Genomic DNA, 23,131 nt, shown 5'->3' with positions numbered 1-23,131 from the left:
GAGCGCGTGGGATTAGGTTAGCAAGCCCATCAAAGCAAAATTTTCCTAAATGGGGCGATCTCGCTTTTTGGGGATGAGAAGGGGCGATCGCCACAGTAAGCTATACTAATGCTATAATTTCAACATTTTTAGCGATTTGTTGTCTTGCTAATTCTATCCTGCTTGGCTGATATTGAAATGGGGTTTCCCGCAACTTGTGATGCTGTCACACAAAAAGTTATAATCTTGTTAAGATTAAGTCTTAAGGAGGAAATATACTGGTCAGTGTTGAAGGAGTTTATCGCCATGGTCGTGTAGAACTCACAGAAAGTCCCAATAACGTACCTCAAGGGGCTTGTGTAATTCTTACCTTTGTTAGCTCGAATGATATTAACTTGGCATCTCAAGGAATTGATAGAGAGCAGGCTAAGACTCTACGTGCAAGTCTAGCTACCTTTTCAGACGATTGGAACAGCCCGTTAGCAGTTCTTTCTGGTATTAGTTTACCTTCAGACTCCCAACGTCTTAATGTCGATACGCTTACACCTTTTAATTTAGCCGCTTCTGATCTGGTCAACTTACTCATAGTATAGCCTAAGTCATGAGTAATTTGGGATAGTATTAGTTAGGTTTTTGGCTTCTGTCTTTATCCCTGAAATGAGTGTTTATGACAACTATGATGCAGCCAAAGCCAACGGTTAGTCGAGGTGATGTTGCGCTGGTTCTCTTTCCAAAACCCACGAAAAACTTTTTCCCTATGAGGGGAAAGATTCGCCAATAGACTGGACAAGAACCTCTAGATGGGCGAGGCTATGGGTGGCCATGGCAGTAAATCGCAGACGACTGGTGGGAACGGTAGGAGGACGAATGGCGGGGGCAAAAATCCCTTTTTCTAGCAGTTTTTGCGATAATTCTAGGGCTTGACCTGGATTGGCCACCGGTAAACATAAAATCGCCGCTTCCGAAGGCAATATATTAAAATTATTTAAGTTAATCTTGACAAAATTAATATTTTGGTGTAGTCGTTGGCGACGTTCTGGTTCCAGACGAATAATCTCTAAAGCCATTCTAGCGGCGGCGGTGTCGGCGGGGGATAAACCGGTAGTATAAATCCAGGTAGCGGCGCGATTGCGGATAAAATCGATAATTTTGGCGTTTCCGGTCACATATCCCCCTAAACTGCCCAAAGCTTTACTCAGGGTTCCCATCTGAATTAATTCCCTTCCCTGACAACCGCAATATTCCACGCAACCTCTGCCATTTTCCCCCATAACCCCGGTAGCGTGGGCCTCATCCACCAAAACCATGCAATTATAAATCTCGGCTAGAGCGAGAATTCCCGCCAGGGGACAGATATCCCCATCCATACTAAACACTGTATCGGTGAGCAGTAAACAATGACGATGGTGATGACGGTGGGCTAATAACTGATTTTCTAAATCTTCGAGACTATTGTGCCGGTATTCTTTCACCGTGGCACCGCTTAACTTGGCTCCATTTTTGAGGCTAGAGTGATTGTACTGATCGCCTAAAATTAGGTCTTTCTGCCCCACTAAACAGGTAATTGTCCCCAAATTGGCTAAATATCCCGAACTAAAAACGATCGCGTCTTCGCTATTTTTAAAAGATGCGATCGCTAATTCTAAGTCTCGATGAAGATCTCGGTGTCCACTTAATAGACGCGAACCGGTGCTTCCGGTTCCATAGCGTTGTGTGGCTGCTATGGCTGCCGCGATCGTTCTTTCATCGGCTGCTAATCCCAGATAATCATTACTGGCAAAATTAATCAGCGATCGACCCTCTAATTCTATAACGGCTCCGCCCCGGCCTTGAATGGTTTTAACCCTTCGATACCAATTGGCCCGATGGAGGGTTTTTAAGCTATCCTCGATCCAAGAGTAAGGATGATTCATAGGCGATTGATCAATATAGCGGTTAGCTAGGGAAAAATAGTCAGATTCTTGCCGAAAAAGGCTCTTTTAAGGGTTAATAGTTTCGTAAAAACGACAATCTTGACAGGGACCGGAGGGGTTAATCGCACAGCGTAACAGTTCGGATCTGGCGTTAAAACGACAACTAGCATCCCCAATCACCCAACGTCCTTCAATCAAACTTTTTTCGTTAGGAGTGGGAGCAGTTTGTACATAAAGGGATATTTTGCGTAAACAATAGCCACCAATCTTGTATTGATACTGGTGGTGACGTTCCAAAACCGCATAGGTTTGTCCTTTTAAGGCCAAATAATTCCCCGGTTGTGGCATCCAATCCAATTGGATCTCCCCCAAACTTTGCCGCGGATGGGTCAGAATAACCTCCGTTAGTAATGAATCTTGCTCCATGATTATCCCTGTATTCTGGGCTACCTTTGCTCAATGGTAGCTTAGATCTCCGAGTCGATTAATAATTATATCTGCTGCAAAAATCAAAAATCTTCAGTTAGGTGAGCAGACTCCCAGACAGAAGACTCCCAGACAGGAGGAGAAAAAATACAAGAGACAACTAAGTAGTCGTGCAAAATTAATTTCCCAGTGGAGACAGGAGACTCCGAGACAGGAGACTCCGAGACGGGATCAGATTTGAGTTTTTAGTTCACTGTTTACTGATCACAGCAAAAAGCGTTCGACAAAAGCTCACGCCGAAGTCTGACGGAGTAACTGCTGACGGTTTGGATGTGTAATTAATTTTGCTTAGGTACTTATCCTAGAATTGCCAATTTCCCGATTAAAGTAGAAGATAAACAGCAGGATTTTTCCGAGAATTGACTTTAACTCCCTTGCATAATTAATTTTTGATGGTTCAAAAACGGCAAAAATAAGGATTAAATCGCATAAAGTGTGTAAATAGACCATTTAACTAATTATTATTCATTCTTAATTCTCCTGACTACTGACTACTGGCTACTGACCCCTAACCCTAACAACAATTTTTGATTTTTACAAGAGGTCTTTTATGGTTTACCCCATCCCGCCTGAAGATAATCTACCGCAAAAATTTCCGAAAATTCCCTTAGATCGTCGGGCCTATGCTTTCCTGATCGACTTTGCCTCGATTTGGTTTTTAAGCTCCTTTGCCAATAGTGCGCCTGTACTGCAATTCTTGCTTTTTCTCCTGATTTGGTGGTGTTTGCGGGTGTTATTGGTGGCGCAGAATCAGGGTCAGAGTTTAGGACGTTGGGCCTTGGATATGAAGATCATCGATCTACGACTTCAGCGTTTACCCGGAATTTTGGAGTTAAGCAAACGAGAAGCGATCGCTGGTGGCGGGGCAGCTTTAATGATGGTAGGGTTAAATACTTTTTTCGGCAATCCTTTAAGTTTGATTTTATTATCTTCGCCCCTTTTCGCCGATTGTGGTATGGCGATCGGTGATGAGCAATTTAACCAAGCTTTCCACGATCGCATCGGTGGCACGATTGTTATTCCCACCCGTCGGGGTTTTTCTCTCGATCTACGTTTAAGAAGGCTTTGGTATCAAGTTAAGGGCAGAATCAGAAGATAAATAACAGTGATCAGTTATCAGTGATCAGATTTAAGTTTTAAGTGAGCAGTATCAAAGGTTCTTCGTTACCCGGTATGGTTCGATCGGGTAGCATGAATCGACTAAATCCCTATTGGGACTTAATGGGACTTAAACAAATTTCAAGCCCAAACAAAGCCAGTTTAGGCTTTGTAAGCGGCAAACACATCCCGATTCTCGGTCAGCCACTCAAAGAAACGGAAAGACATCGCTGTCCGAAAAGCTGCCAAGGCTTCCACAAAAGTGTTTAAAGGTCGATTCGCCCACCGCCTTTGCAATCCCCCAGTTAACTGATGCCACAGGATAAATGTATAGGCACAAAACACCAAGATAAAATGACGAAGTAAGCTTCGTTTATCCCTGACTTGGTATTCCCTTAACCCTAACCATCCTTTGGCTTCTCTGTAGAATACTTCCAACCAATTTCTTTCGGTGTAAGTCTTGACTATCCACGACGCTGTTACTGTATCTGCCTCGACTACATTGGTGATGAAATAGTCCACCTCTGTTGCTTTTTCAATTGAACTTGCATTCATGACGATAGCCAAGTTCCTTTCTCCTTCTAGTTGAGATATTTTCGCTCTGATTTATGCAAGAGGTCTATTGGAACCTCGCAACTATTCAGAACTCAGGCAAGCAGTTTGTGGTGCTTTAAGCGCAATTACCCTTAAAGATATTCATGGCTGGTTCACACGTGGTTGCTATTGTACTTCCCCTTTTGTTGACACTTCCCAGTCACCATTACTTACCTCATTCATGGGAAAACCGCTATAAATCCGTTGAGTATAGGCTACATATCAGGACAGGCACTCATGCCAGAGGCAATCATGCAAAACGGAGAATAAATAATCAGTTTTTAATAACCAGATTTAGTACCACTGATGACTGATTACTGTTCACTGAAAAAACTTGCCACTCTCGACAATTCTCCTTCTCCGCTGCGTTAACCATAGTCGATAATAATAAAAGACAGATCGATCGCTTGCGCTCATGACCGGCAACCACTACCAAACCTTAGAAATCAGCCATAAATCGACCCCTGAGGAGATTAAACGGGCCTATCGGCGTTTAGCCAGACAATTCCATCCCGATAGTCAAAACGATAGTGCCAGTCACGATAAAATCGTCGCTATTAACGCCGCCTACGAGATTTTAAGCGATCCGAGACTAAGAAAGGACTACGATAACCAACTAATCGCCAATTCTCCCGAAAAACGCGCCCAACGCACTGCCAGCGCCCAAGCAAATTACCATCGTTACAAAGAAGCAGTCCAGGAAGACGAAGCCCTGGTTAAACAGTGGTATAACCAGACCTATAGTCCGATTAATCGCCTGATCGGTCAAATTATCCGGCCTCTCAAAGGTCAGATCGATCATCTATCCGCCGATCCCTTCGATGATCAGTTAATGGCTGTTTTTCAAGACTATCTAGAAACCTGTCGCCAAAATCTCGATCGAGCCAAAACCCTCTTTTGCCAACGGCCTAACCCTGCCAAAATGGCCAAAGTGGCCGCTTCTCTTTACTACTGTCTCAATCATCTCACTGATGGACTAGAAGAATTAGAAACCTTTACCCTTAACTACGATGATCGCTCTCTCCACACCGGTCAAGAAATGTTTCGCATGGCCCAGCGTTTACAGATAGAAGCTAAACAGATAGCCAGTCAGTGCCAAAATTAGACCTCTGGTAAAAATCAAAAATTGTTGTTAGGGTTAGGAGCCAGTAGTCAGTAGTCAGGAGAATTAAGAATGAATAATAATCAATTAAATGGTCTATTTACAGATTTTAGGCAATTTAATCATTATTTTTGCCTTTTTTGAACCATGAAAAATTAATTATGCCAGAGCTTGATTAAATCTCTAGCCATGGGCAAAAAAAAAGACGAAAATAGATCAGGACCAGATTTACCCAATCCCTAGCTTAACCCCGATGAGAGACAAACAATCAGAAATTACCAATATATCCACCCCGAGAGATTCTGATCTTTATTCCTTGCCCCCCGCCGTCCAACGGGCTGCTAATATCCTTTTACGTCAGGGAAGAGTCGGTTTTTGGACGCAGATTGTCCTGGGCGTAATTTCAGGAGTTTTATTACTCATTGCTACCGCTAGTTTATTAGGGACGAGACAACGCACTTCTGGTATTGAAATCGGTGTTTTATGTGCCATTGGTGGGGCTGGTTTCTTGGTAGTCGCCATTTTCTTTTCCTCTCGTTATATGAAAATTGCCCGTCAAATGTTGAGGGGTGATCAAGATAGTCGCCCAAAAAAATCCGATACTATTCAGTTAATCCGTCAGGGTTTAATCGCTAATATTATCGGGATGTTTTTAACGATTTTGGGAGCGCAAGCGTTAGCGGGAATCGTCTTAATTAAATCCCTCAATGTTCCCCAAGGTACTTTTAATGTTGCCTCTAACCCCAGTCAATTTGTTAATTCCGTTGACCTGTTAATTGTGCAGGCCAATACTAATACAATTCTCGCGCACTTTACCGGTATCGTTACTTCTTTGTGGCTTCTTAATCGTATTACTTCTAAATAAATATGGCTATGCAACGCACCCGTTTAAGTACGCTGGCTAATGTCACCAGCAGTCGATTTAATAGCTTTTTTGGTAATCCTTGGCGGCGGATTTCCCTACAGATAATTTGTGTTTTATTTGGAGTTTTTTCTGGTCAAGCAATCGTCACCACTGCAGGCCAAACTGCTCAATGGGATGTCACCGCTGCCGGTTTATTGCTGCTGTTTACGGAGGCGATTAGCCGGATTGTTTACCGAAAAAGTGCTCAGGCTAAACCAGCACCGATTCTGCGAGAATCTTTCAATTTACTCAAAATTGGTATCACCTATAGTTTATTTCTAGAAGCCTTTAAAATTGGCTCTTAAATAGGGTTTGCTCCAAGGAGTCAGAATAACAGAATGACATCCCTCACTGAGCAAAAGTGCAAGGTTTTTGAGTCCCTCGGATCGTTTTCTCAACCTTTGTTTCTTGCACTTTTTTGCCCTTTTCTAGCAAGGCTTACACTGATATTCAGCAAACCCTAACTGATTGTCCACTGGAGTTTCATCGGAAGATGGTAATTCTTCGGCGCTGGGAAGAGGGCGATTTTTATTATCGGTAAGGTTAACCATAGCTCCGACAAGCGTGGTGTTTAATTAGGGTTTGCGGCAAAAAGTTTGTTGGTGGGGTTAGGAGTCAGGAGTCAGTAGCCGGTCGTTTCAGGCTTTGTTGCCCTCTTTTTTTTGTACCAGTTTATGTACTATGAGGAGAATAATGCAAGGTTTTTGAATGTCCCAATCCTATTTTCTTGCACTAACATCAGATTTTAACAGGTCAAAAACCTTATTTTAAAAGGGTTTTACCATTATTCAGCAAGTCCTAATTAAGGCTAATTCTAGCGGAAAATTACGGTTTTACATTGCGCTGTTTTTGTGCGATTTCTCAAAGCACTTGCTCAAGAGTTGGCTCAAGGCTTTCTTTAATGTCATCAACCTCGTGTTTATGATGGGGAAAACTAACAATTTCAACATGGTGGGGTGCATTATCATAACGGAAGATCATAACTTGAGCTTCGTTCATGTAATGATAGCGATATTTTATCTTTGGTTTTGTGTCAGTATTTTTTACTTCAACAAAGTCTAAGCGATGATTATTCTCAAAAATAATTGAACCATTAATATAACCTTGACTTGCGTTATAAATTTTCTTGGTCAGCGATAAATATCTCACATTGGGAAATTCTCGAATGGTTTGTTCGAGTTGCAAAAAATAGGCTTCAATCATTTTAATTCCTGGAGATTAGCCTCGTTTTGAAGAAGGATTTCATATAGTCCAGACCAAACTATAAAATCCGATTCATCTCCTAAAATACCTTGAGAAAATTGCTGATAAAATTCTTGGGATGTCATTTTATATTGTTTTTCCAGAGCTGCTAAATCTAATTTTAGATTCAAATTGCTTTTTTGTAATTCGGCAATCTGATAATCAATAATGCTTTGGGCAAATTTTTCTTGATCTTTGATAGAGTTTAAAATCTTTTTAAGGCGTTTTTCTGTTTCAGGCTGAACAGATAAGTAGGTAGGCACAGGGAGCATCTCACCTTTGCAATGAGCATAAATACTTAGTGGAAAAATAGGCTTTTCGAGGGTAATTCTTGTTTTAATTCTCCATGTACGCAGTCTTTAAAAGCCTCTATTTCGTTCCAAGACACGATTAAGAGTGGCTTTTAGGCTAAGTATAATTACTTATCGCGTAAGTGAGATGCTCCCGTAGGCACAATTATTTGTAGGATGGGTTAGCGGTAGCGTAACATAATCGGGCGTTGGGTTTCATGCTTCAACCCAACCTTGTATATTGAGAGAGGTGGTAGACCGTCCCAACCTTGGTCGGAAAAGACCGCTTCGTAGCAAGGGTCACCACCATAATCTCCCTGACAAAACTCGAACAGTCGCCGGGGTCGTGGCGAAAACAATCAATTGTTAAGCTAAGAGACCGTATCGGGCAAGGATGAGTAAAATCAAGGGGATGCTCTCCAAAATAACCATCAATTCTGCTTGCTTTAGTTAGGTTCAATCATGGAAAATATCTCTCAATGGGTAGGCATTGACATTAGTAAAGCGACCCTAGATGTTTACCTCCGTCCCCTCGGTAAAGCGATGAAAGTTGCTAACACAAAGGAGGACATATCTAAACTGGTCGAAACCCTAAAATCCTACACTGTCAACCTCATCGTTCTGGAAGCAACAGGAGGTTTAGAAACTGAACTGGTGATTCAATTACAAGAAGCGGATTTACCCGTCGCCTTAATCAATCCCCGTCAAGGAAGAGACTTTGCTAAAGCCACTGGTAAATTAGCCAAAACCGATGCCATTGACGCTCAAATTTTAGCTCATTTTGGCGAGGCAATGCAACCGCAAATATTAGCGGTTGAGTCGGAAGAATCTCGTCAATTGGGCGACTTAATTAGTCGTCGCCGGCAACTTGTCGAGATGCGGACTGCCGAAAAAAACCGACGGGAACGCGCTCGCGGTAAAGCTTTGGTCGATATCGAAGCCCATCTTGAGTATCTCGATAACTGCCTCGAAAAACTCAATCAAGAAATTGAGGAATTGACCCAAGCTAACCAACAATGGCTCGAGAAAGTCAATTTACTCAAAACCGTGCCGGGGATTGGTCAAGTAATTTCTACTACTCTCGTCTCCGACTTACCAGAACTCGGTCAATTAACCGCCAAACAAATCTCTCGCTTAGTCGGTGTCGCACCGATTAATCATGATAGTGGTCAACATAAAGGTAAGCGAATGATTCAGGGAGGTCGCGCTCAGATTCGGGCGACTCTTTACATGGGAGCGGTGGTAGCTATGCGTCATAATCCGGTGATTAAAACTTTTTACGAACGCCTAGTCGGACGAGGTAAATCAAAAAAACTGGCTCTGACTGCTTGTGTGCGGAAAATCTTAGTTATTCTTAATGCAATGGTTCGCCAAAATCAGCCTTGGCAGCTTGCTGACAATTTACCACCTTGTTCCTAGAGATTCACACTTTTTGTTATCTCTGATCAAGGGTTGCGCTTGCTTTGGTTTAACCTGAGCGACTTAGTTTTTGCTGCGCTTTTTTTCTGGCTTGAGATTTTAGGTTCGACAGCAACTCCTTGATTGTTTTTTGAGTTACCCCTTGACAATCAAGACAGTCGCTACGTTCTCAGGCACTCATGCAAGAGTCAAAGGGGAGAATAAATCTTGGTTAGGAGAGGCACTCAGGCACTCATGCAAGAGTCAAAGGGGAGAATAAATCAGGGGTGCTGTCCGCAAAGCTGGAAAATAATGTCTCAAGGGAGAGGAGAGGAGACGCGGGTTTCCTCTCTCTTTTTTTGGGGGGTTTTATGGGAAGATCGGGAAAGCTTGCTAGGTGCAATCCCGATCATCATGAAACGAGACTCGATATTTTACCGGCTTTTTCAACAATCCCCCTCCCTTCTCTTCGATTTACTGGAAAACCCACCAGATAATGCCACCGAATACCGCTTTGACTCCGTAGCCGTCAAAGAACCCAAATTTGAGATCGATGGCGTATTCCTGCCACCCGATAATGATAGTAGCGGGGTAATCTATTTTTGCGAAGTGCAATTTCAAAAAGACGAACGACTCTATGAAAGGGTTTTTGGTGAATCATTTTTATATTTCTACCGCCAGCGAGAACGATTTACCGATTGGCAAATTGTTGTCATCTATCCCACCCGCAGCCTAGAACAAAGTAACACCCATCCCTACCGAGCGCTCCTCAATTGTGAGCAAGTGCATCGAATTTATCTGAACGAATTAGGGGAAATTCAGCAGTTACCCCTAGGGGTTGCCTTGATGGTACTCACTACTGTGGAAGAAACCCAAGCACCAGAAAAAGCCCGCTATTTACTGGCACGAACCCAAGAGCAAATTGCAGATACAGAAGCCAGTCGCGCCATAATGGAAATGATTGCCACAATTATGGTCTATAAATTTACTAACTTGAGTCGGCAGGAGGTGGAAGCGATGCTAGGACTACAATTGGCAGATACAAGGGTATATCGTGAAGCCAAGGAAGAAGGACGACTGGAAGGACGACTGGAAGGACAACTGGAAGGACGACTGGAAGGACGACTGGAAGGAGAATCTGCCCTGATTTTGCGTCTGTTGCAACGTCGCTTTGGTGCAGTGGATGAGGTGTTGGCTGCCCGGATTCAGGCTCTAGAAATCGAGCAATTAGAGTCCTTAGCTGAGGCTTTGTTGGATTTTACAACCTTAAACGACCTAGTGCTTTGGCTAAATCGCTATGGTCTATAAATTTACTAACTTGAGTCGGCAGGAGGTGGAAGCAATGCTAGGACTACAATTGGCAGATACAAGGGTATATCGTGAAGCCAAGGAGGAAGGACGACTGGAAGGACAACTGGAAGGACGACTGGAAGGACGACTGGAAGGAGAATCTGCCCTGATTTTGCGTCTGTTGCAACGTCGCTTTGGTGCAGTGGATGAGGTGTTGGCTGCCCGAATTCAGGCTTTAGAAATCGAGCAATTAGAGTCCTTAGCTGAGGCCTTGTTGGATTTTACAACCTTAAACGACCTAGTGCTTTGGCTAAATAGCCCCTCGCAACCGCTTAACTAAACTTAGTCAAACCTAAGCCACCTGAAAGGATGAGTTGGGAAATTTTGATGGCCAAATATCCATCCCTGACGATAGGTGACAAGGGCAATTCTTGTCAGAGGGCAGATAAAAGTTTATGCGGATGGCGAGACTCGAACTCGCAAGGCGTAAGCCACACGCCCCTCAAACGTGCGTGTCTACCAGTTCCACCACATCCGCTTGATTTTAGCTTAACCACTATAGCACAGAAAAAAAATAATCTGCAAGCAAATTTTAAAAATTACTGCCGCACAACCTTCGCGCCACCTGAGTTAGTACGGATAAACCCTTTAGGGAACCTTGAATCAAATGGAAGGCCGGGAGAGGACGGATTAACATTTGTCGAGCTAGGGGCAATGGTCGCAGCTGACCTTGATTATCAATTGCCGGGGCTAAATCGGGTAAGTCCTGTGTCACCTCGTCGCTAATCACGCGCACAATTGCCACTTTTTGCCCGCGTAAAGCCGCTAAAATCCTTGCTCCTTCCATATCTACCACTTCATAGCCACCCTGTCCTAAACGTCGTTTTTCCTCGGACTGGCTAATCAGGCGATCACTTGTTAAACCTTTAACGAGACTATATCCGGTTAATTGGGCGATTTCTGCGGTTATTTCTGGTTCGCACTGCCAATAACTCCCCTTTTCTGCGCCACAACCTTGATAGATTACCCCATCTCCGACCCGATAGCGATCGCTGAGACTGCCCGCTAATCCCATCAGCACAATTTTTCCTGTAAACTTATTAAGAAATTCTAGAGATTGCCTAGAGACTGGGGAACTGTCGAGGAATTCTGGACCGCCAAGGTTAATCGGGATAATTTGCGGGGCTAAATCGCCGATTTTCCTTAATCCTCGACGGATTGAGCTATGCTCGGCCCCCCGGGGAACGAGAATAATATCTTCAGGTGTGAGCATGAAATTTTTGAGAAAGTTTCCTAATTAGTCCATTGAGATGTTATAAACAATAATAGTGAACTAATTAGGAATAATTCTTAAGTAAATGGCCCTGCCACTGACTGGGCGATTGTCTTTCCCACCATGAAAAAGTCTGTAATTCTGCGTTTATCCGAGGTTAACAAGCGTTTTCCCGCTTCTCCTACTCTAGCTGTCGATAATATCAGTTTTAGTTTAACAGAGGGCGAAATTCTCGGATTATTGGGCCCGTCGGGCTGCGGGAAAACCACTCTACTGCGGATGATTGCGGGATTTGAAAAACCATCTCAAGGAGTGATTGAATTGGGAGGGCGAATAGTTGCCGACGAAAAAACCTTTATTCCCCCAGAAAAACGCAATACGGGCATGGTTTTTCAGGATTACGCTCTTTTTCCCCATTTAACCATCGCTGACAATATCGCCTTTGGGTTAAAAAATTCTGGGGAGAAATTATCGAGCAAAGCTATTAACGCTAGGGTGGCGGAAACTTTGGATTTAGTCGGACTGCAAGGACTAGAAAAACGTTATCCCCATCAGCTATCGGGAGGACAACAGCAAAGAGTCGCCCTCGCCCGCGCTTTAGCCCCAAAACCCTCTTTAATCCTCTTAGATGAACCTTTAAGTAATCTCGATGTGCAGGTCCGGCAACGCTTACGGCACGAGATCCGTCATATCCTGAAAGCGACTGGTATCTCAGCCATTTTTGTCACCCACGACCGGGAGGAAGCAATGGTGATCAGTGACACAATTGCGGTCATTTGTCAAGGAAAATTAGAACAAATTAACAATCCCGAAGAAATTTATAGTCATCCGGCCTCGCGATTCGTGGCCGAGTTTGTCACCCAAGCTAACTTTCTCCCCGCTAGACGGAAGGGGGAACAATGGCAAACCGAGATAGGACTCTGGGAAATTCCCGATGGTCAAGATTTGGACAAAGGGGAATTGATGCTGAGAGAGGAAGATGTCAAAATTAAACCGGATGAGACGGGAGATCTGGTTATTTGCGATCGCCAATTTTTGGGGCGGGAGTACCGTTACTGTCTGCTAACGGCCACCGGCAGCCAAATCCACGCTAGAACAACGATTAACACCCAATTAGAAATCGGTACAAAGGTAAAACTATCGATTATTCCCGATAGCGTCCGTGTATTTGCCGACTGATAACTGATACTAAATTCTGTTTAAGGGGTGTGGGGTGTAGGGTGTGGGGTGTAGGGTGTGGGGTGTGGGGAAGTGGGGAAGTGGGGAAGTGGGGAAGTGGGGTGTGGGGTGTGGGGAGCTTTTTCAGTAAAAAGGCAGCTCCGAGCTTATCGCTTAATACTATTGACTGATAACTTACCCACTGATAACTGATAACTGATAACTGATGCAAGGCTGACGGCTAATATTGATATCGATCGCGATTTAGGACTAGGGTGGCATTTTTAGCGACAAAATCGATAATTTTTTTGGCCACATCCACACCGGTGGCCGCTTCTATTCCTTCTAAACCGGGAGAGGAATTGACCTCGATAACCACAGGCCCGTGATTAGACCGTAATAAGTCCACACCAGCAACCCGTAAACCCATGGCTTTAGTGGCCCGTATGGCCGTACTGCGTTCCTCCGGGGTTAATTTTATCTTTTCTGCTTTGCCACCGCGGTGAAGATTAGAACGAAAATCCCCCTCGGCCCCCTGTCGTTTCATCGAGGCTACCACTTTTCCATCGATGACAAAACAGCGCAGATCTGCCCCACTGGCCTCTTTAATATACTCTTGTACTAGAATATTAGCCTCTAATTGCCGAAAAGCTTCAATAACTGACTTGGCTGCTTGGTCTGTTTCCGCTAAGACTACCCCAATACCTTGGGTTCCTTCTAATAATTTAATCACGAGAGGGGTGCCGCCGACGGTTTCGATTAAACCATCGATATCTTCAATTGCGTGAGCAATTCCCGTCACCGGTAAACCTATCCCTTCCCTAGCGAGGATTTGCAGACAACGCAATTTATCCCGCGACCGGGAAATTGCTTGCGAGTCGTTGGCAGTAAAAACATTCATCACCTCGAATTGCCGGACGACTGCGGTTCCATAGAAGGTTTTTGAGGCACCAATGCGGGGAATAATTGCGTCGAAACTCTCCAAGGGTTGACCGTTATAGACAACCGTGGGTTTATGGGAGGTGATGTTCATGTAACAGCGCAAATAATTGATCACTCGTACCTCATGGCCTTGGCCTTCTCCCGCCTCTTTCAGTCGCTTGGTGGAATAAAGAGAAGCATCTTGGGATAAAATAGCGATTTTCATAAATTTTCGCTTAAATATTGATTTTACAACTGAATAGCTCTCTATTCCCCCATATTGGCTTTTTTGGCCGGCAACTCATAAAATTTCTGCTCTCGATCGAAGTCCATCGATTATTATGGCACTGACAGTTCCCCTTGAACAGTTAGGTTAGGTGAAAAGTAAAAAAGATCAAGCTTAAGACTAGATTTGTTTTTGTCGTCAGGCTAAGTTTAAGTAGCTGGTTATAATTAAATTAAAAATGGATTTTGCCTTTAATCCCCCCTTAATAAGGTAGGGTTGATTCATGAATCAACCCTACCCTTGATAACGGGGGTGTCTGATAATTTTTAACGCCTACCTACTTATGACTTTACTAGCGAAATCTTTAGAGGAACTGACCGACTGGGTAAAAGACCAGGGACAACCTGCTTATCGGGGGAAACAATTACACCAATGGCTATACGAAAAAGGAGCGCATTCTTTGGCGGATATTTCCGTATTCCCCCAAGAATGGCGCAGCAAGCTGGCGGATTATCCTATCGGTCGTTCCCTGATACATTATCGCAGTGTAGCACCCGATCGCACTCGTAAATATCTGCTAAAACTGGCGGATGGTTTAATTATCGAAGCGGTGGGAATTCCCAGCGAAAAAAGATTAACAGTCTGTGTTTCTTCCCAAGTGGGTTGCCCGATGGCCTGTGATTTTTGTGCCACGGGAAAAGGGGGTTTTACTCGTAATTTAAAAGCTTATGAAATAGTTGACCAAGTGTTAACAGTACAGGAGGATTTTCAGCAGCGAGTTAGTCATGTGGTGTTTATGGGGATGGGGGAACCTTTATTAAATATCCCCGAAGTGGTGACAGCGATTCATTCCCTTAATCAAGATGTGGGTATCGGTCAGCGTTGTTTAACGATTTCTACCGTGGGATTACCCAATAAAATCAAGCAACTAGCGGAACATAATTTACAAGTAACTTTTGCTGTTAGTCTCCATGCTTCTAATCAACAAGTTCGAGCTAAATTAATCCCCAGTGCCGACCATTATCCCCTAAGTAATCTGATCCAAGACTGTCAGGAATACGTTCAAATCACGGGACGAAGGGTGACATTTGAATACATTCTTTTAGCGGGAGTGAATGATTTACCGGAACACGCAAGGGAATTAGTCAAACTGGTGAAAGGGTTTCAGTCTCACGTCAATTTAATCCCCTATAATCCCATTCAAGAGGTGGATTATCAACGGCCTGATGAAAAGAGAATTAAGGCTTTTAAAACTATTTTAGAACAGGAAAAAGTCGCCGTTACTGTCCGTTATTCGAGAGGTTTAGCGACCGATGCGGCCTGTGGACAATTGCGATCGAGCGTCATGGTACAATGAACGGCCGTAAATCAGCAATTAACTAGATTGCTAGTCTCCCCGCTAGGCTAAACTAGAGAACTATAACATCAATGTAGGAGCCATTTCGATGCAAAGTCTCTCTAGTGCCAAAGAAAATCGCCTTTTTGTCTATGAAGTCGTCGGTTTGAGTCAAAATGACAATACTGATAACCTAGATTATTCTATCCGTAAGAGTGGCAGTGTCTTTTTAACTGTTCCCTATAGCCGCATGAATCAAGAAATGCGTCGGATTACCCGTTTAGGCGCTCGCATCGTCAGCATTAAACCCTTAAACGCAGCTGCGGCCCAGTAGTTGAAAAAATAATTATCGGTAATATCTGTCCCCCGCTTTTGTCCTGATCAGGTAAACTAGGGGGATTTGTAGCATAAATAGGGAAAAGTAGCAGAAATCTTAATAAAAAGTAAAATGCTGCAAATGTAACAGATTTTAACCAGAGACTTAACCTATCCTATCCAAAAGGATAAAAGCGATGTCTGTGGTTTTTTTAAGATAACTCTCAATTAGGCCTAGGTGTAGTGTACCGATGGTAGGCTAAACTATGGAACGATTATCGTGACTTGAGTTGGGAGTTATATTTAATGTACAGTCCGAGTACACTAGCGGGAAACCGTTTCTTTGTTTACGAAGTGGTGGGTCTCAATCAAAACGACAATACTGACAGCTTGGATTATTCAATCCGTCAGAGTGGAAGCGTGTTTTTCACGGTTCCCTACAGTCGCATGAATCAAGAAATGCGTCGGATTACCCGTTTAGGTGGTCGTATCGTCAGCATCAAACCCTTAAATGGGATTGCCCCCGTAGCAACTGTTTCTAGTGCCTCCACACCACAGCCAATCGCTCAATCATCGCCCGTCACCGAACAGACCAAGAAAAAGGCCATGACCCAAGCGAAAGAAAAAACAGATATCCCCGTCAACATCTACCGTCCGAATCAACCCTTTATCGGCAAATGTATCGAGAATTATGCTCTCGTTGATGAGGGAGGTATCGGCATCGTACAACACGTCACCTTTGACCTTTCTGGGAGCGATTTACGCTATTTAGAAGGGCAAAGTATCGGTATTATCCCCCCGGGTACCGATGCTAATGGCAAACCTCATAAATTGAGACTCTATTCGATCGCCTCCACCCGTCATGGTGATAAATTAGACGATAAAACCGTATCCCTCTGCGTGCGTCAATTGGAATACCAACACCCAGAAACCAAGGAAACCGTTTATGGGGTTTGTTCCACCCATCTCTGTAATATAGGGGTGGGGGACGATGTGGCTATTACTGGTCCGGTGGGTAAAGAAATGCTGCTACCCAGTGATGAAGATGCCACCATCATTATGATGGCCACCGGGACGGGAATCGCTCCCTTCCGGGCTTTCCTCTGGCGGATGTTCAAGGAACAACACGAAGATTATAAATTCAAAGGTCTAGCTTGGTTGATTTTCGGAGTTCCCAAAACGGCCAATATTCTCTACCAAGAAGAATTAGAGCAAATCGCGGCGGAATTCCCCGATAACTTCCGTCTCACCTATGCCATCAGCCGGGAACAGCAAAATCCCCAGGGCGGCAGAATGTATATTCAACACCGGGTAGCCGAACACGCTGACGAAATCTGGAATCTACTCCAAAGTCCCAAAACCCACGCTTATATGTGCGGACTGAAAGGGATGGAAGATGGTATCGACGATGCTATCAGTGGTGCTGCCGCTAAAAATGGCGCTGATTGGTCTGTCTATCAGAAACAACTGAAAAAAGAACATCGCTGGCACGTAGAAACCTACTAAACCAGAAAGGTTCTCTGAAAATTTTTGGGGGTGGGCATTGTCCACCCTTTTTTTCTTGGCTTCGGTTAAGATCAGTTTTTTAAAAGGCCTTTAAAAAGATGAAATTCTCTCGACGCTTTTTTCCCGTTTTCCTTGCCCTCTGCTTACTGTTTATTTTGCTGCCCCGGGCCTGGAGTTTTACTAATAGCCAAAAACAAATTCTGGCAGATTTAAAAACAGCCGAGATTATTTATCTGGGAGAAAGACACGATAGTCAAGCCGATCATCAGGCCCAATTAGCTATTATCAAGTATTTACAGGCTAATAATCCCCAAATAGCGATCGCTTTCGAGATGTTTCAACGTCCTTACCAAATCTATTTGGATCAGTATTTAGCCGGCAAAATTAGCGAAAATCAGTTAAGAGAAAAAAGTGAATACGACCAACGTTGGGGATTTGATTGGGAATTTTACGCCCCGATCCTGCGCTTGGCCAAGGCGAAAAAACTACCAGCGATCGCCCTAAATACACCCACGGAAATCACTAGAAAAGTGGCACAGGAGGGCTTAGAAAGCCTCTCCACCTCAGAAATGACCTACATCCCCCCTAAAAGCGAAATAAACCAGGATAACGAGGAGTACCGTCAACAGATCCTAGCCGTTTATCAGCAACACACGGGGGGCAAAAGTCAGGGATTCGATCGCTTTTTTCTGGCACAGGTTCTCTGGGATGAAACTATGGCCGATGCGATCGCTAAATTCTGGCAAGCTCATCCCGAATATCAGATCATCGTCCTAGCAGGAAAAGGTCATATTGCCTACGGTTACGGCATTCCCAGTCGAGTCCAAAGAAGATTAGGCGATCGCGTCATCCAGCGTTCGGTTTTCTTGGGAGACGCTCCCCAATCATCACCAGCAGAAACCAAAAAACCCGCCGATTATTTTTGGCAAGAGCAAAATTAAGCCAGTCGGAGGTTAGGAAGCAAGGGATGATAAGCTAAGAAGCCAGTCTTTCAATTTAGTGGATAATAAGTCTGAAAAACTGAGGCTATTTTATGATTAATTTAACCTGTCAAGATACCGAAACACTCGATCGCATTTTAGCTGTGACTCGTGCCGTGGGTTGGGGTGGTGCTAAAATCCTCCAATCCTACCACCGGGGTGAACAGGATTTAGCCGTCAACGAGGAAAAAAAAGGCGGACCGGTGACGGCGGCGGATTTAGCGGCAAATCATTATATTTTAGGGGAATTACAAGCCAATTTTTCTGATATCGACTTTGGTTATCTAAGCGAGGAAACCCACCAGGGTAATGAAGCTATCCCGAAAGATTGGGTATGGATTATCGATCCTTTAGACGGAACCCGCGATTTTATCGACAAAACGGGAGAATATGCCCTACATATCGCCTTATGTTATCAAGGAAGACCGATCATCGCCGTGGTTGCCCTGCCGGATCAAGGAAAACTCTATTTTGCCCAAAAAGGAAAAGGTACTTTTCTAGAAACTAGCGACGGAATTATTACACAGGTAAAAGTTGCCAATAAAGATAAAATTACCGACCTCTATCTGGTGGTTAGTCGTACCCATCGCGACCAACGTTTTGATAATTTATTAAGTCAAATACCCTTCTTCGGTAAAAATTATGTGGGCAGTGTGGGCTGTAAAATAGCCACGATCCTCGAACAAAAATCCGATGTTTATATCTCCCTATCGGGAAAATCGGCGGCTAAAGACTGGGATTTTGCCGCTCCAGAGTTGATTTTAACGGAAGCAGGCGGCAAATTCTCCTATTTTGACGGTCAACCCGTGCGCTATAATCGCGGCGATGTGCGGCAATGGGGGGGGATCATGGCCAGTAATGGTCCTTGTCATCAACAACTTTGTCAGTTGTCCACAGCAATCCTCGCCCAAATTGATGCCACTGTCTAATTTCTGCTCTCTTATTCTTTGTGTGATCGGTTTAACTTATATAGGAGCGATCAATCTTTGTGTCCTTTGTGTCTTTGTGGTTTGTTCTAGTCCTTCGCCGGCGGTACTGTATCTTAGAATACATTTTACCCACCAAACCCAAGAGAGCTTAATTTCTGCCCTCTAACCGAGAATCAGAGATCGGTAGAATGGAAAAAAACCAGATCGAGCAATGTTACGGTTAAAAACTTGGCAAGGGTTGATTTTAGCAGTTCCGATCGCCGCCGTGGTGATTTTTCTGATCGTGGCCGCCAGTGTCCAGATCAATCAATGGGGTTTAAATTGGATTTGGGCAGTTTTTACCCTGATTTTTGTGGCTTGGCGCTTCCTGTTGGTCAAATGGACGCGCCCAGTGGTCAGGGAAATTGAGGCCACCATTGGGGAAATTAAGGCAGAATTAACCCCTCCTGGCGGTGATTCCGGGGGCAATGTCGAGGAAATTATCGAGAGGATTATCGTCGAGGCCCGCAATGATCGCCCGGTTTGGGAAGATTGGGCGACTTTTTGGCAACGCTGTCAGGATTTGGTCAGTGCCATCGCCCATATATATTACCCCGATGTCAAGTACCCCTTATTAAATATTTACATTCCCCAGGCCTACGGTTTAATTCGGGGAACTGTGGATGATAGCGATCGCTGGATGCAGAATCTTTCTCCGGCCCTGAATCAAATCACCATCGGCCAAGCCTATCAGGCCTACGAAGTTTATCAAAAATTGCAACCCTCGGCCCAGAAACTTTGGCAGGTCTGGAATTGGGCGCAATGGGTGATCAATCCCGCTGCGGCTGTGGCTAAAGTTGCCAGTCAAAAGTACAGCGATCGAGCGGATCAGCAATTATTAGTCAATTTAGGGCAAGTTTTGCGGGAAAATGCCCTAAGAAACCTCTCTCGCCAAGCGGTGTTACTCTACAGTGGCGGCAATCTCGCCCCAACTCTCCCCACCAAGACGAAAATCGCCACCACTACTCTCAAGGAAATTCTCGCCCAAGCGGAACCGATCACGGAAATCGATCGCCAACCGGTTAACATTCTGCTGGTTGGACGCACCGGGGCCGGCAAAAGCAGTTTAATTAATACTCTCTTTCGGGCCGATTTAGCCCAAGTGGATCTCTTGCCCAGTACCGACGCGATCCAATCCTACCATTGGCAAACCCCAGAAGGGGACGAGTTAATCCTCTGGGATACCCCGGGCTACGAACAGGCAAATCGGGCTGATGATCGGCAAAAGGTTCTTAATTATGCCAAAAACGCCGATTTATTAATTCTTGTCACCCCCGCCCTCGATCCCGCCCTGGCCATGGATGAGGCTTTTCTTAAAGATTTGCAACAAACTATTGACAATTTACCAGTTATAGTCTGTGTTTCTCAAGTCGATCGCCTGCGTCCGCTGCGAGAGTGGCAACCTCCCTATAATTGGCTGACGGGAGAAAGTCCCAAAGAAGTCAATATCCGCGAATGCTTGCAGTATCGGGCGGAATTATTCGAGGATCTCTGCGATCGCATTTTGCCGATGGTCAGTCAACAGCCAGATAGAGAAGCTTGGGGGGATGAGGAGTTATCAATCGCTTTACTGGGGGCAATTTCACCCGCAAAACAGTTGCGTTTAGCCCGTTTTTTAGCGGATTTGGAAACTCGAACCCTGGCAGCGGCGAAAATAATTGATCGCTATACTTTACAGATGGCCACGGGGCAAGGTTTAACGGCCCTATTAAAAAGTCCTATTCTAGGTTTTATCTCCACTTTAGCCACGGGAAGACCGACTTTAGCCTATCTTTTAGCTGAACAAATTCCTGTGGAACAATTACCAGTAGCGATCGGTAAATTACAGATGGCCTACGAGCTTTCTTCTCTCTTGAATCCAGAGAATAAAAGTTTTGATTTATTGGCACTTTGGCCAATACTATTAGAAAATTCTAGCACTGCCGACAGGGAAGCTTGGGCCTGGGGTCATGCTCTGGTAGAATATTGGACAAAGGACTTATCGATCGAACAGTTCCGGTCAAGTTATCAGGGGTATTTAGAAACGACAAAAACAGGCCTGTAGCCAGATTAATTAAGCTAAAACTTTCTTCCAATCTAAAAGTATAGGAGAGTGGGGAGGAGAGGTTTCTGGGGTTGAGATTTCTAGCCTTTGTACTAAAATTACCAATGGGAGAGATTTTTTCGTGTTTTTTTAAAAGTTCTATTCATTTCTTTCATTTTCAGAGTTTTCATCGTTAGTTTTCGACGAACTACCCAAACCACTAAAATAAAAGGCGGTGACTGCTGTAGCTATTGGCCCTAAAAAAGTATAAATTGTCTTAGAAGAATCATTAATTAGGGTTGCCGCTTTATCCACTCTACTTTGTACTTCTTGTTCTTCGATAGCTTTCAAATTTATATTTAAATTAAAAATTCCAAGAGAAGCAAAAGAAATGAAAAAAATAGAAACAATTTGTGAAAAAGCAGTGAATAACAATCCAATCCAAAGCCACGTTGCTAAGGAACCAGCTACTTTAGTATTAAAATTATGTCTTTGGTCTGAGGGTGATATAGCTGTAGCTGGTTTACCAAATTCAGATACTTCATTGTCTAAATGATAAGGCTCCGGATTCTTCTTTAGATTATGACGCACAGAGTTCCTTTCAGTTGGAAGAACCAAAGAAGCGCTGGGATCTTTTGGGTTGTTAACTTCCTCTGTCTCATTTTTTGAATCACTGGTCATAACTAAACAATTAGTAGTGGTCTCTGTTCATTACCTTTTTGCAGTATTAATTGAGTATCTTCCTCCGTCTCAGTTTTAGCATATAAAGCCATGAGTTTTAATCCTTTACGAATGACTTCAGACTCTGTTAAGTCTAGCTCTTTAGCTATTTCTTTAAGATATTCAGAGTCCTTTTGACTAAGATTTACTCGAAATTGTCTGGTGGCCATTTTTTTTTGTTAATTCAGTGAATGGATTGTATCGATGGTGTTATCTGTAAGGTCGAGAAGAGCCATTTTTACCATTGAGGGCTATAGTAGGGTCAATTCATGAATTGACCCTACAGTCTGATTTAAGGGTTGTCATCGTCCTTTCTTATAGATGTTCATAATAGTCTGCCTTTAGAAACCTAGCATCCTAAGTACAGTACCTGATCTTACCCTAATTACACCAGATATGTCAAGCAATTACACCAGATATGTCAAGCAATCGCACCAGATATGTCAAATCAACATAAACGAGTCCTGATGGTACTTAATGGATGCAATAGGTCAAATACCATCGACTTATCGACTTATTTGCTATTAAAAGGCTATTTTTCGCAAATTTTAACTAAAATAATCTTAGGTTTTATTCATGATTAGGTACAACAGGGGGTATAATAGGGTATTTAGTAGGTGGTATTATATATACATATATGCAAGACCTAGCAATGGGTATATTGTGGGGTTTAATAGATACCACAGTGCTGAGTTCCTATGGTATGATAGTTCCATCAACTTTTAGATAGATAAAAGTATGGCAGACACAACAAAACAAGTGAGTATGCTAGAATTGGAGTTAGAAGATGATCTAATCAGACAAATTGAAGATGTAGCTGATTCTGGTTGTTTTTCAAAAGATGAATTATTACAAAGTATTTTAGAAGCATGGAGATATCATCAGGCCTATATACATAGACTTGAAAATATGGTTCAAATAATTAATATTAAGTAATTCGATTTGAGGGTAATGTAGAATGATTACTATCAAATGATTCCCTGCTTATTGTTTTGAGCTAACAAAAAATTTTATCACTATTTTCTTGATCAACAGTCTATTAAACTTTCATAACAAGTAACCCTGAGACAATTATCAGTTTTAGCAATTATTGAGATGTTAATTTATTGTAAGCAGGAATAATCGCCGCATTTTCCCAATCATCATCAAAAGGGAGCGCATCGGGATCTGACAAAGCATTAGCCTCGATTTCTGCATCGCTCATCGATTTAACTCGCTCCCAATCGGTTAAATTATTAATATCTGGGGGATTATTTGTTATATTTATCCTTCCTAAAGCTGGTATTTCCAGATGCTGTGGCCAGTGCAGAACTACAGTGATATACCTGAACTTCCCCCATACATATATACTATAATAGCCGAAAACCCTTATCCATCAATGGATGCACCCCCTTAACTTTTCTTAATGT

General features: G+C 43.5%; 25 protein-coding genes, 1 tRNA gene and 3 pseudogenes. 16 read left to right on the top strand and 13 right to left on the bottom strand.

The window, feature by feature from the left end; all coding sequences use genetic code 11:
* Window positions 1–382: 382 nt before the first annotated feature.
* From B5D77_RS27150 to B5D77_RS09370, 3 genes are all read right to left on the bottom strand, one after another.
* The gene (locus B5D77_RS27150; protein ID WP_039900118.1) at window positions 383–565 is read right to left on the bottom strand and encodes a MerR family DNA-binding transcriptional regulator; all 183 of its coding nucleotides are present in this window, start codon (window positions 563–565) and stop codon (window positions 383–385) included.
* 169 nt (window positions 566–734) lie between these two features.
* Window positions 735–1,892: an 8-amino-7-oxononanoate synthase gene (gene bioF / locus B5D77_RS09375; RefSeq protein WP_008202688.1), complete on the bottom strand. Its 1,158-nt coding sequence runs from the start codon at window positions 1,890–1,892 to the stop codon at window positions 735–737.
* A gap of 66 nt (window positions 1,893–1,958) precedes the next feature.
* Window positions 1,959–2,318: a DUF6464 family protein gene (locus tag B5D77_RS09370; protein WP_106908724.1), complete on the bottom strand. Its 360-nt coding sequence runs from the start codon at window positions 2,316–2,318 to the stop codon at window positions 1,959–1,961.
* A 610-nt stretch (window positions 2,319–2,928) separates the two neighbouring features.
* On the opposite strand from B5D77_RS09370, the gene B5D77_RS09365 reads away from it, so the two are divergent.
* A complete protein-coding gene (locus B5D77_RS09365) occupies window positions 2,929–3,477 on the top strand; it encodes an RDD family protein (protein ID WP_008202692.1) in 549 nt (182 codons plus the stop codon).
* A 161-nt stretch (window positions 3,478–3,638) separates the two neighbouring features.
* Here B5D77_RS09365 and B5D77_RS09360 read toward each other — a convergent pair.
* Window positions 3,639–4,079: pseudogene (locus B5D77_RS09360) on the bottom strand (IS701 family transposase); the annotation flags it as partial.
* Between the two features lie 406 nt (window positions 4,080–4,485).
* Here B5D77_RS09360 and B5D77_RS09350 point away from each other — a divergent pair.
* From B5D77_RS09350 to B5D77_RS09340, 3 genes are all read left to right on the top strand, one after another.
* Complete coding sequence (locus B5D77_RS09350; RefSeq protein WP_008195982.1) at window positions 4,486–5,175, top strand: J domain-containing protein; 690 nt, start codon at window positions 4,486–4,488, stop codon at window positions 5,173–5,175.
* A gap of 250 nt (window positions 5,176–5,425) precedes the next feature.
* Window positions 5,426–6,037, top strand: coding sequence for a DUF3611 family protein (locus B5D77_RS09345; RefSeq protein ID WP_008195984.1), 612 nt, complete (start codon window positions 5,426–5,428; stop codon window positions 6,035–6,037).
* 2 nt (window positions 6,038–6,039) lie between these two features.
* Entirely contained in the window at window positions 6,040–6,381 is a 342-nt protein-coding gene (locus tag B5D77_RS09340; protein WP_008195985.1) for a DUF565 domain-containing protein, read from the top strand.
* Between the two features lie 156 nt (window positions 6,382–6,537).
* On the opposite strand, the pseudogene B5D77_RS25820 reads toward B5D77_RS09340, so the two are convergent.
* The 3 genes and pseudogenes from B5D77_RS25820 to B5D77_RS09330 all read right to left on the bottom strand — a co-directional run.
* Window positions 6,538–6,627: pseudogene (locus B5D77_RS25820) on the bottom strand (Uma2 family endonuclease); the annotation flags it as partial.
* 310 nt (window positions 6,628–6,937) lie between these two features.
* A complete protein-coding gene (locus B5D77_RS09335) occupies window positions 6,938–7,279 on the bottom strand; it encodes a DUF6516 family protein (RefSeq protein WP_106908722.1) in 342 nt (113 codons plus the stop codon).
* Window positions 7,276–7,590, bottom strand: coding sequence for a hypothetical protein (locus tag B5D77_RS09330; RefSeq protein WP_106908721.1), 315 nt, complete (start codon window positions 7,588–7,590; stop codon window positions 7,276–7,278). The genes B5D77_RS09335 and B5D77_RS09330 overlap by 4 nt, the downstream gene beginning before the upstream one ends.
* Before the next feature lie 480 nt (window positions 7,591–8,070).
* On the opposite strand from B5D77_RS09330, the gene B5D77_RS26580 reads away from it, so the two are divergent.
* The 3 genes and pseudogenes from B5D77_RS26580 to B5D77_RS09320 all read left to right on the top strand — a co-directional run.
* Complete coding sequence (locus tag B5D77_RS26580) at window positions 8,071–9,027, top strand: IS110 family transposase (protein ID WP_193565363.1); 957 nt, start codon at window positions 8,071–8,073, stop codon at window positions 9,025–9,027.
* Window positions 9,028–9,420: 393 nt separating this feature from the next.
* Entirely contained in the window at window positions 9,421–10,314 is an 894-nt protein-coding gene (locus B5D77_RS09325; RefSeq protein WP_106909983.1) for an Rpn family recombination-promoting nuclease/putative transposase, read from the top strand.
* A pseudogene (locus B5D77_RS09320) lies at window positions 10,304–10,636 on the top strand (DUF4351 domain-containing protein); the annotation flags it as partial. The gene B5D77_RS09325 and the pseudogene B5D77_RS09320, both read left to right, overlap by 11 nt.
* A gap of 116 nt (window positions 10,637–10,752) precedes the next feature.
* Here B5D77_RS09320 and B5D77_RS09315 read toward each other — a convergent pair.
* Window positions 10,753–10,834 (bottom strand) — tRNA-Leu (locus B5D77_RS09315).
* Between the two features lie 54 nt (window positions 10,835–10,888).
* Window positions 10,889–11,569, bottom strand: coding sequence for a hypothetical protein (locus tag B5D77_RS09310; protein ID WP_106908720.1), 681 nt, complete (start codon window positions 11,567–11,569; stop codon window positions 10,889–10,891).
* A gap of 123 nt (window positions 11,570–11,692) precedes the next feature.
* Here B5D77_RS09310 and B5D77_RS09305 point away from each other — a divergent pair, with 123 nt between their 5' ends.
* Window positions 11,693–12,748, top strand: coding sequence for an ABC transporter ATP-binding protein (locus B5D77_RS09305; protein WP_106908719.1), 1,056 nt, complete (start codon window positions 11,693–11,695; stop codon window positions 12,746–12,748).
* Between the two features lie 220 nt (window positions 12,749–12,968).
* Here B5D77_RS09305 and rimK read toward each other — a convergent pair whose 3' ends face one another.
* Window positions 12,969–13,874, bottom strand: a complete 906-nt coding sequence (gene rimK / locus B5D77_RS09295) for a 30S ribosomal protein S6--L-glutamate ligase (protein ID WP_008202721.1) — start codon at window positions 13,872–13,874, stop codon at window positions 12,969–12,971.
* A 343-nt stretch (window positions 13,875–14,217) separates the two neighbouring features.
* Between rimK and rlmN the strand changes: the two genes are divergently transcribed.
* From rlmN to B5D77_RS09260, 7 genes are all read left to right on the top strand, one after another.
* The gene (gene rlmN / locus B5D77_RS09290) at window positions 14,218–15,231 is read left to right on the top strand and encodes a 23S rRNA (adenine(2503)-C(2))-methyltransferase RlmN (RefSeq protein WP_008202724.1); all 1,014 of its coding nucleotides are present in this window, start codon (window positions 14,218–14,220) and stop codon (window positions 15,229–15,231) included.
* Between the two features lie 88 nt (window positions 15,232–15,319).
* Window positions 15,320–15,544, top strand: coding sequence for a phycobilisome linker polypeptide (locus tag B5D77_RS09285; protein ID WP_002795571.1), 225 nt, complete (start codon window positions 15,320–15,322; stop codon window positions 15,542–15,544).
* A gap of 287 nt (window positions 15,545–15,831) precedes the next feature.
* Window positions 15,832–17,031 carry a ferredoxin--NADP reductase gene (gene petH, locus B5D77_RS09280; RefSeq protein WP_008202728.1) on the top strand — a complete coding sequence of 400 codons (1,200 nt, stop codon included), beginning with the start codon at window positions 15,832–15,834 and terminating at the stop codon, window positions 17,029–17,031.
* A 98-nt stretch (window positions 17,032–17,129) separates the two neighbouring features.
* A complete protein-coding gene (locus tag B5D77_RS09275) occupies window positions 17,130–17,972 on the top strand; it encodes a ChaN family lipoprotein (RefSeq protein WP_106908717.1) in 843 nt (280 codons plus the stop codon).
* 92 nt (window positions 17,973–18,064) lie between these two features.
* A complete protein-coding gene (locus B5D77_RS09270) occupies window positions 18,065–18,940 on the top strand; it encodes a 3'(2'),5'-bisphosphate nucleotidase CysQ (RefSeq protein ID WP_106908716.1) in 876 nt (291 codons plus the stop codon).
* Window positions 18,927–19,106 (top strand): hypothetical protein, encoded by a 180-nt coding sequence (locus B5D77_RS28040; RefSeq protein WP_008202793.1) that lies wholly within the window; start codon window positions 18,927–18,929, stop codon window positions 19,104–19,106. The genes B5D77_RS09270 and B5D77_RS28040 overlap by 14 nt, the downstream gene beginning before the upstream one ends.
* A gap of 45 nt (window positions 19,107–19,151) precedes the next feature.
* On the top strand, window positions 19,152–21,023 hold the full coding sequence (locus B5D77_RS09260) for a GTPase family protein (protein ID WP_106908715.1): 1,872 nt from the start codon (window positions 19,152–19,154) through the stop codon (window positions 21,021–21,023).
* 138 nt (window positions 21,024–21,161) lie between these two features.
* On the opposite strand, the gene B5D77_RS09255 is transcribed toward B5D77_RS09260, so the two are convergent.
* Complete coding sequence (locus B5D77_RS09255; protein ID WP_106908714.1) at window positions 21,162–21,683, bottom strand: hypothetical protein; 522 nt, start codon at window positions 21,681–21,683, stop codon at window positions 21,162–21,164.
* Between the two features lie 2 nt (window positions 21,684–21,685).
* Window positions 21,686–21,892: a hypothetical protein gene (locus B5D77_RS09250; protein ID WP_002762605.1), complete on the bottom strand. Its 207-nt coding sequence runs from the start codon at window positions 21,890–21,892 to the stop codon at window positions 21,686–21,688.
* A 568-nt stretch (window positions 21,893–22,460) separates the two neighbouring features.
* Here B5D77_RS09250 and B5D77_RS09245 point away from each other — a divergent pair.
* Window positions 22,461–22,658 carry a hypothetical protein gene (locus B5D77_RS09245; protein WP_002762603.1) on the top strand — a complete coding sequence of 66 codons (198 nt, stop codon included), beginning with the start codon at window positions 22,461–22,463 and terminating at the stop codon, window positions 22,656–22,658.
* Window positions 22,659–22,809: 151 nt separating this feature from the next.
* On the opposite strand, the gene B5D77_RS09240 is transcribed toward B5D77_RS09245, so the two are convergent.
* The gene (locus B5D77_RS09240; protein WP_106908713.1) at window positions 22,810–23,013 is read right to left on the bottom strand and encodes a hypothetical protein; all 204 of its coding nucleotides are present in this window, start codon (window positions 23,011–23,013) and stop codon (window positions 22,810–22,812) included.
* Between the last annotated feature and the right edge of the window lie 118 nt (window positions 23,014–23,131).

This window comes from Microcystis sp. MC19 (assembly GCF_003019735.1).
GTDB lineage: Bacteria > Cyanobacteriota > Cyanobacteriia > Cyanobacteriales > Microcystaceae > Microcystis.
The sequence above is the reverse complement of the archived record's forward strand: the minus strand, read 5'-3'. Positions and strand labels throughout refer to the sequence as shown.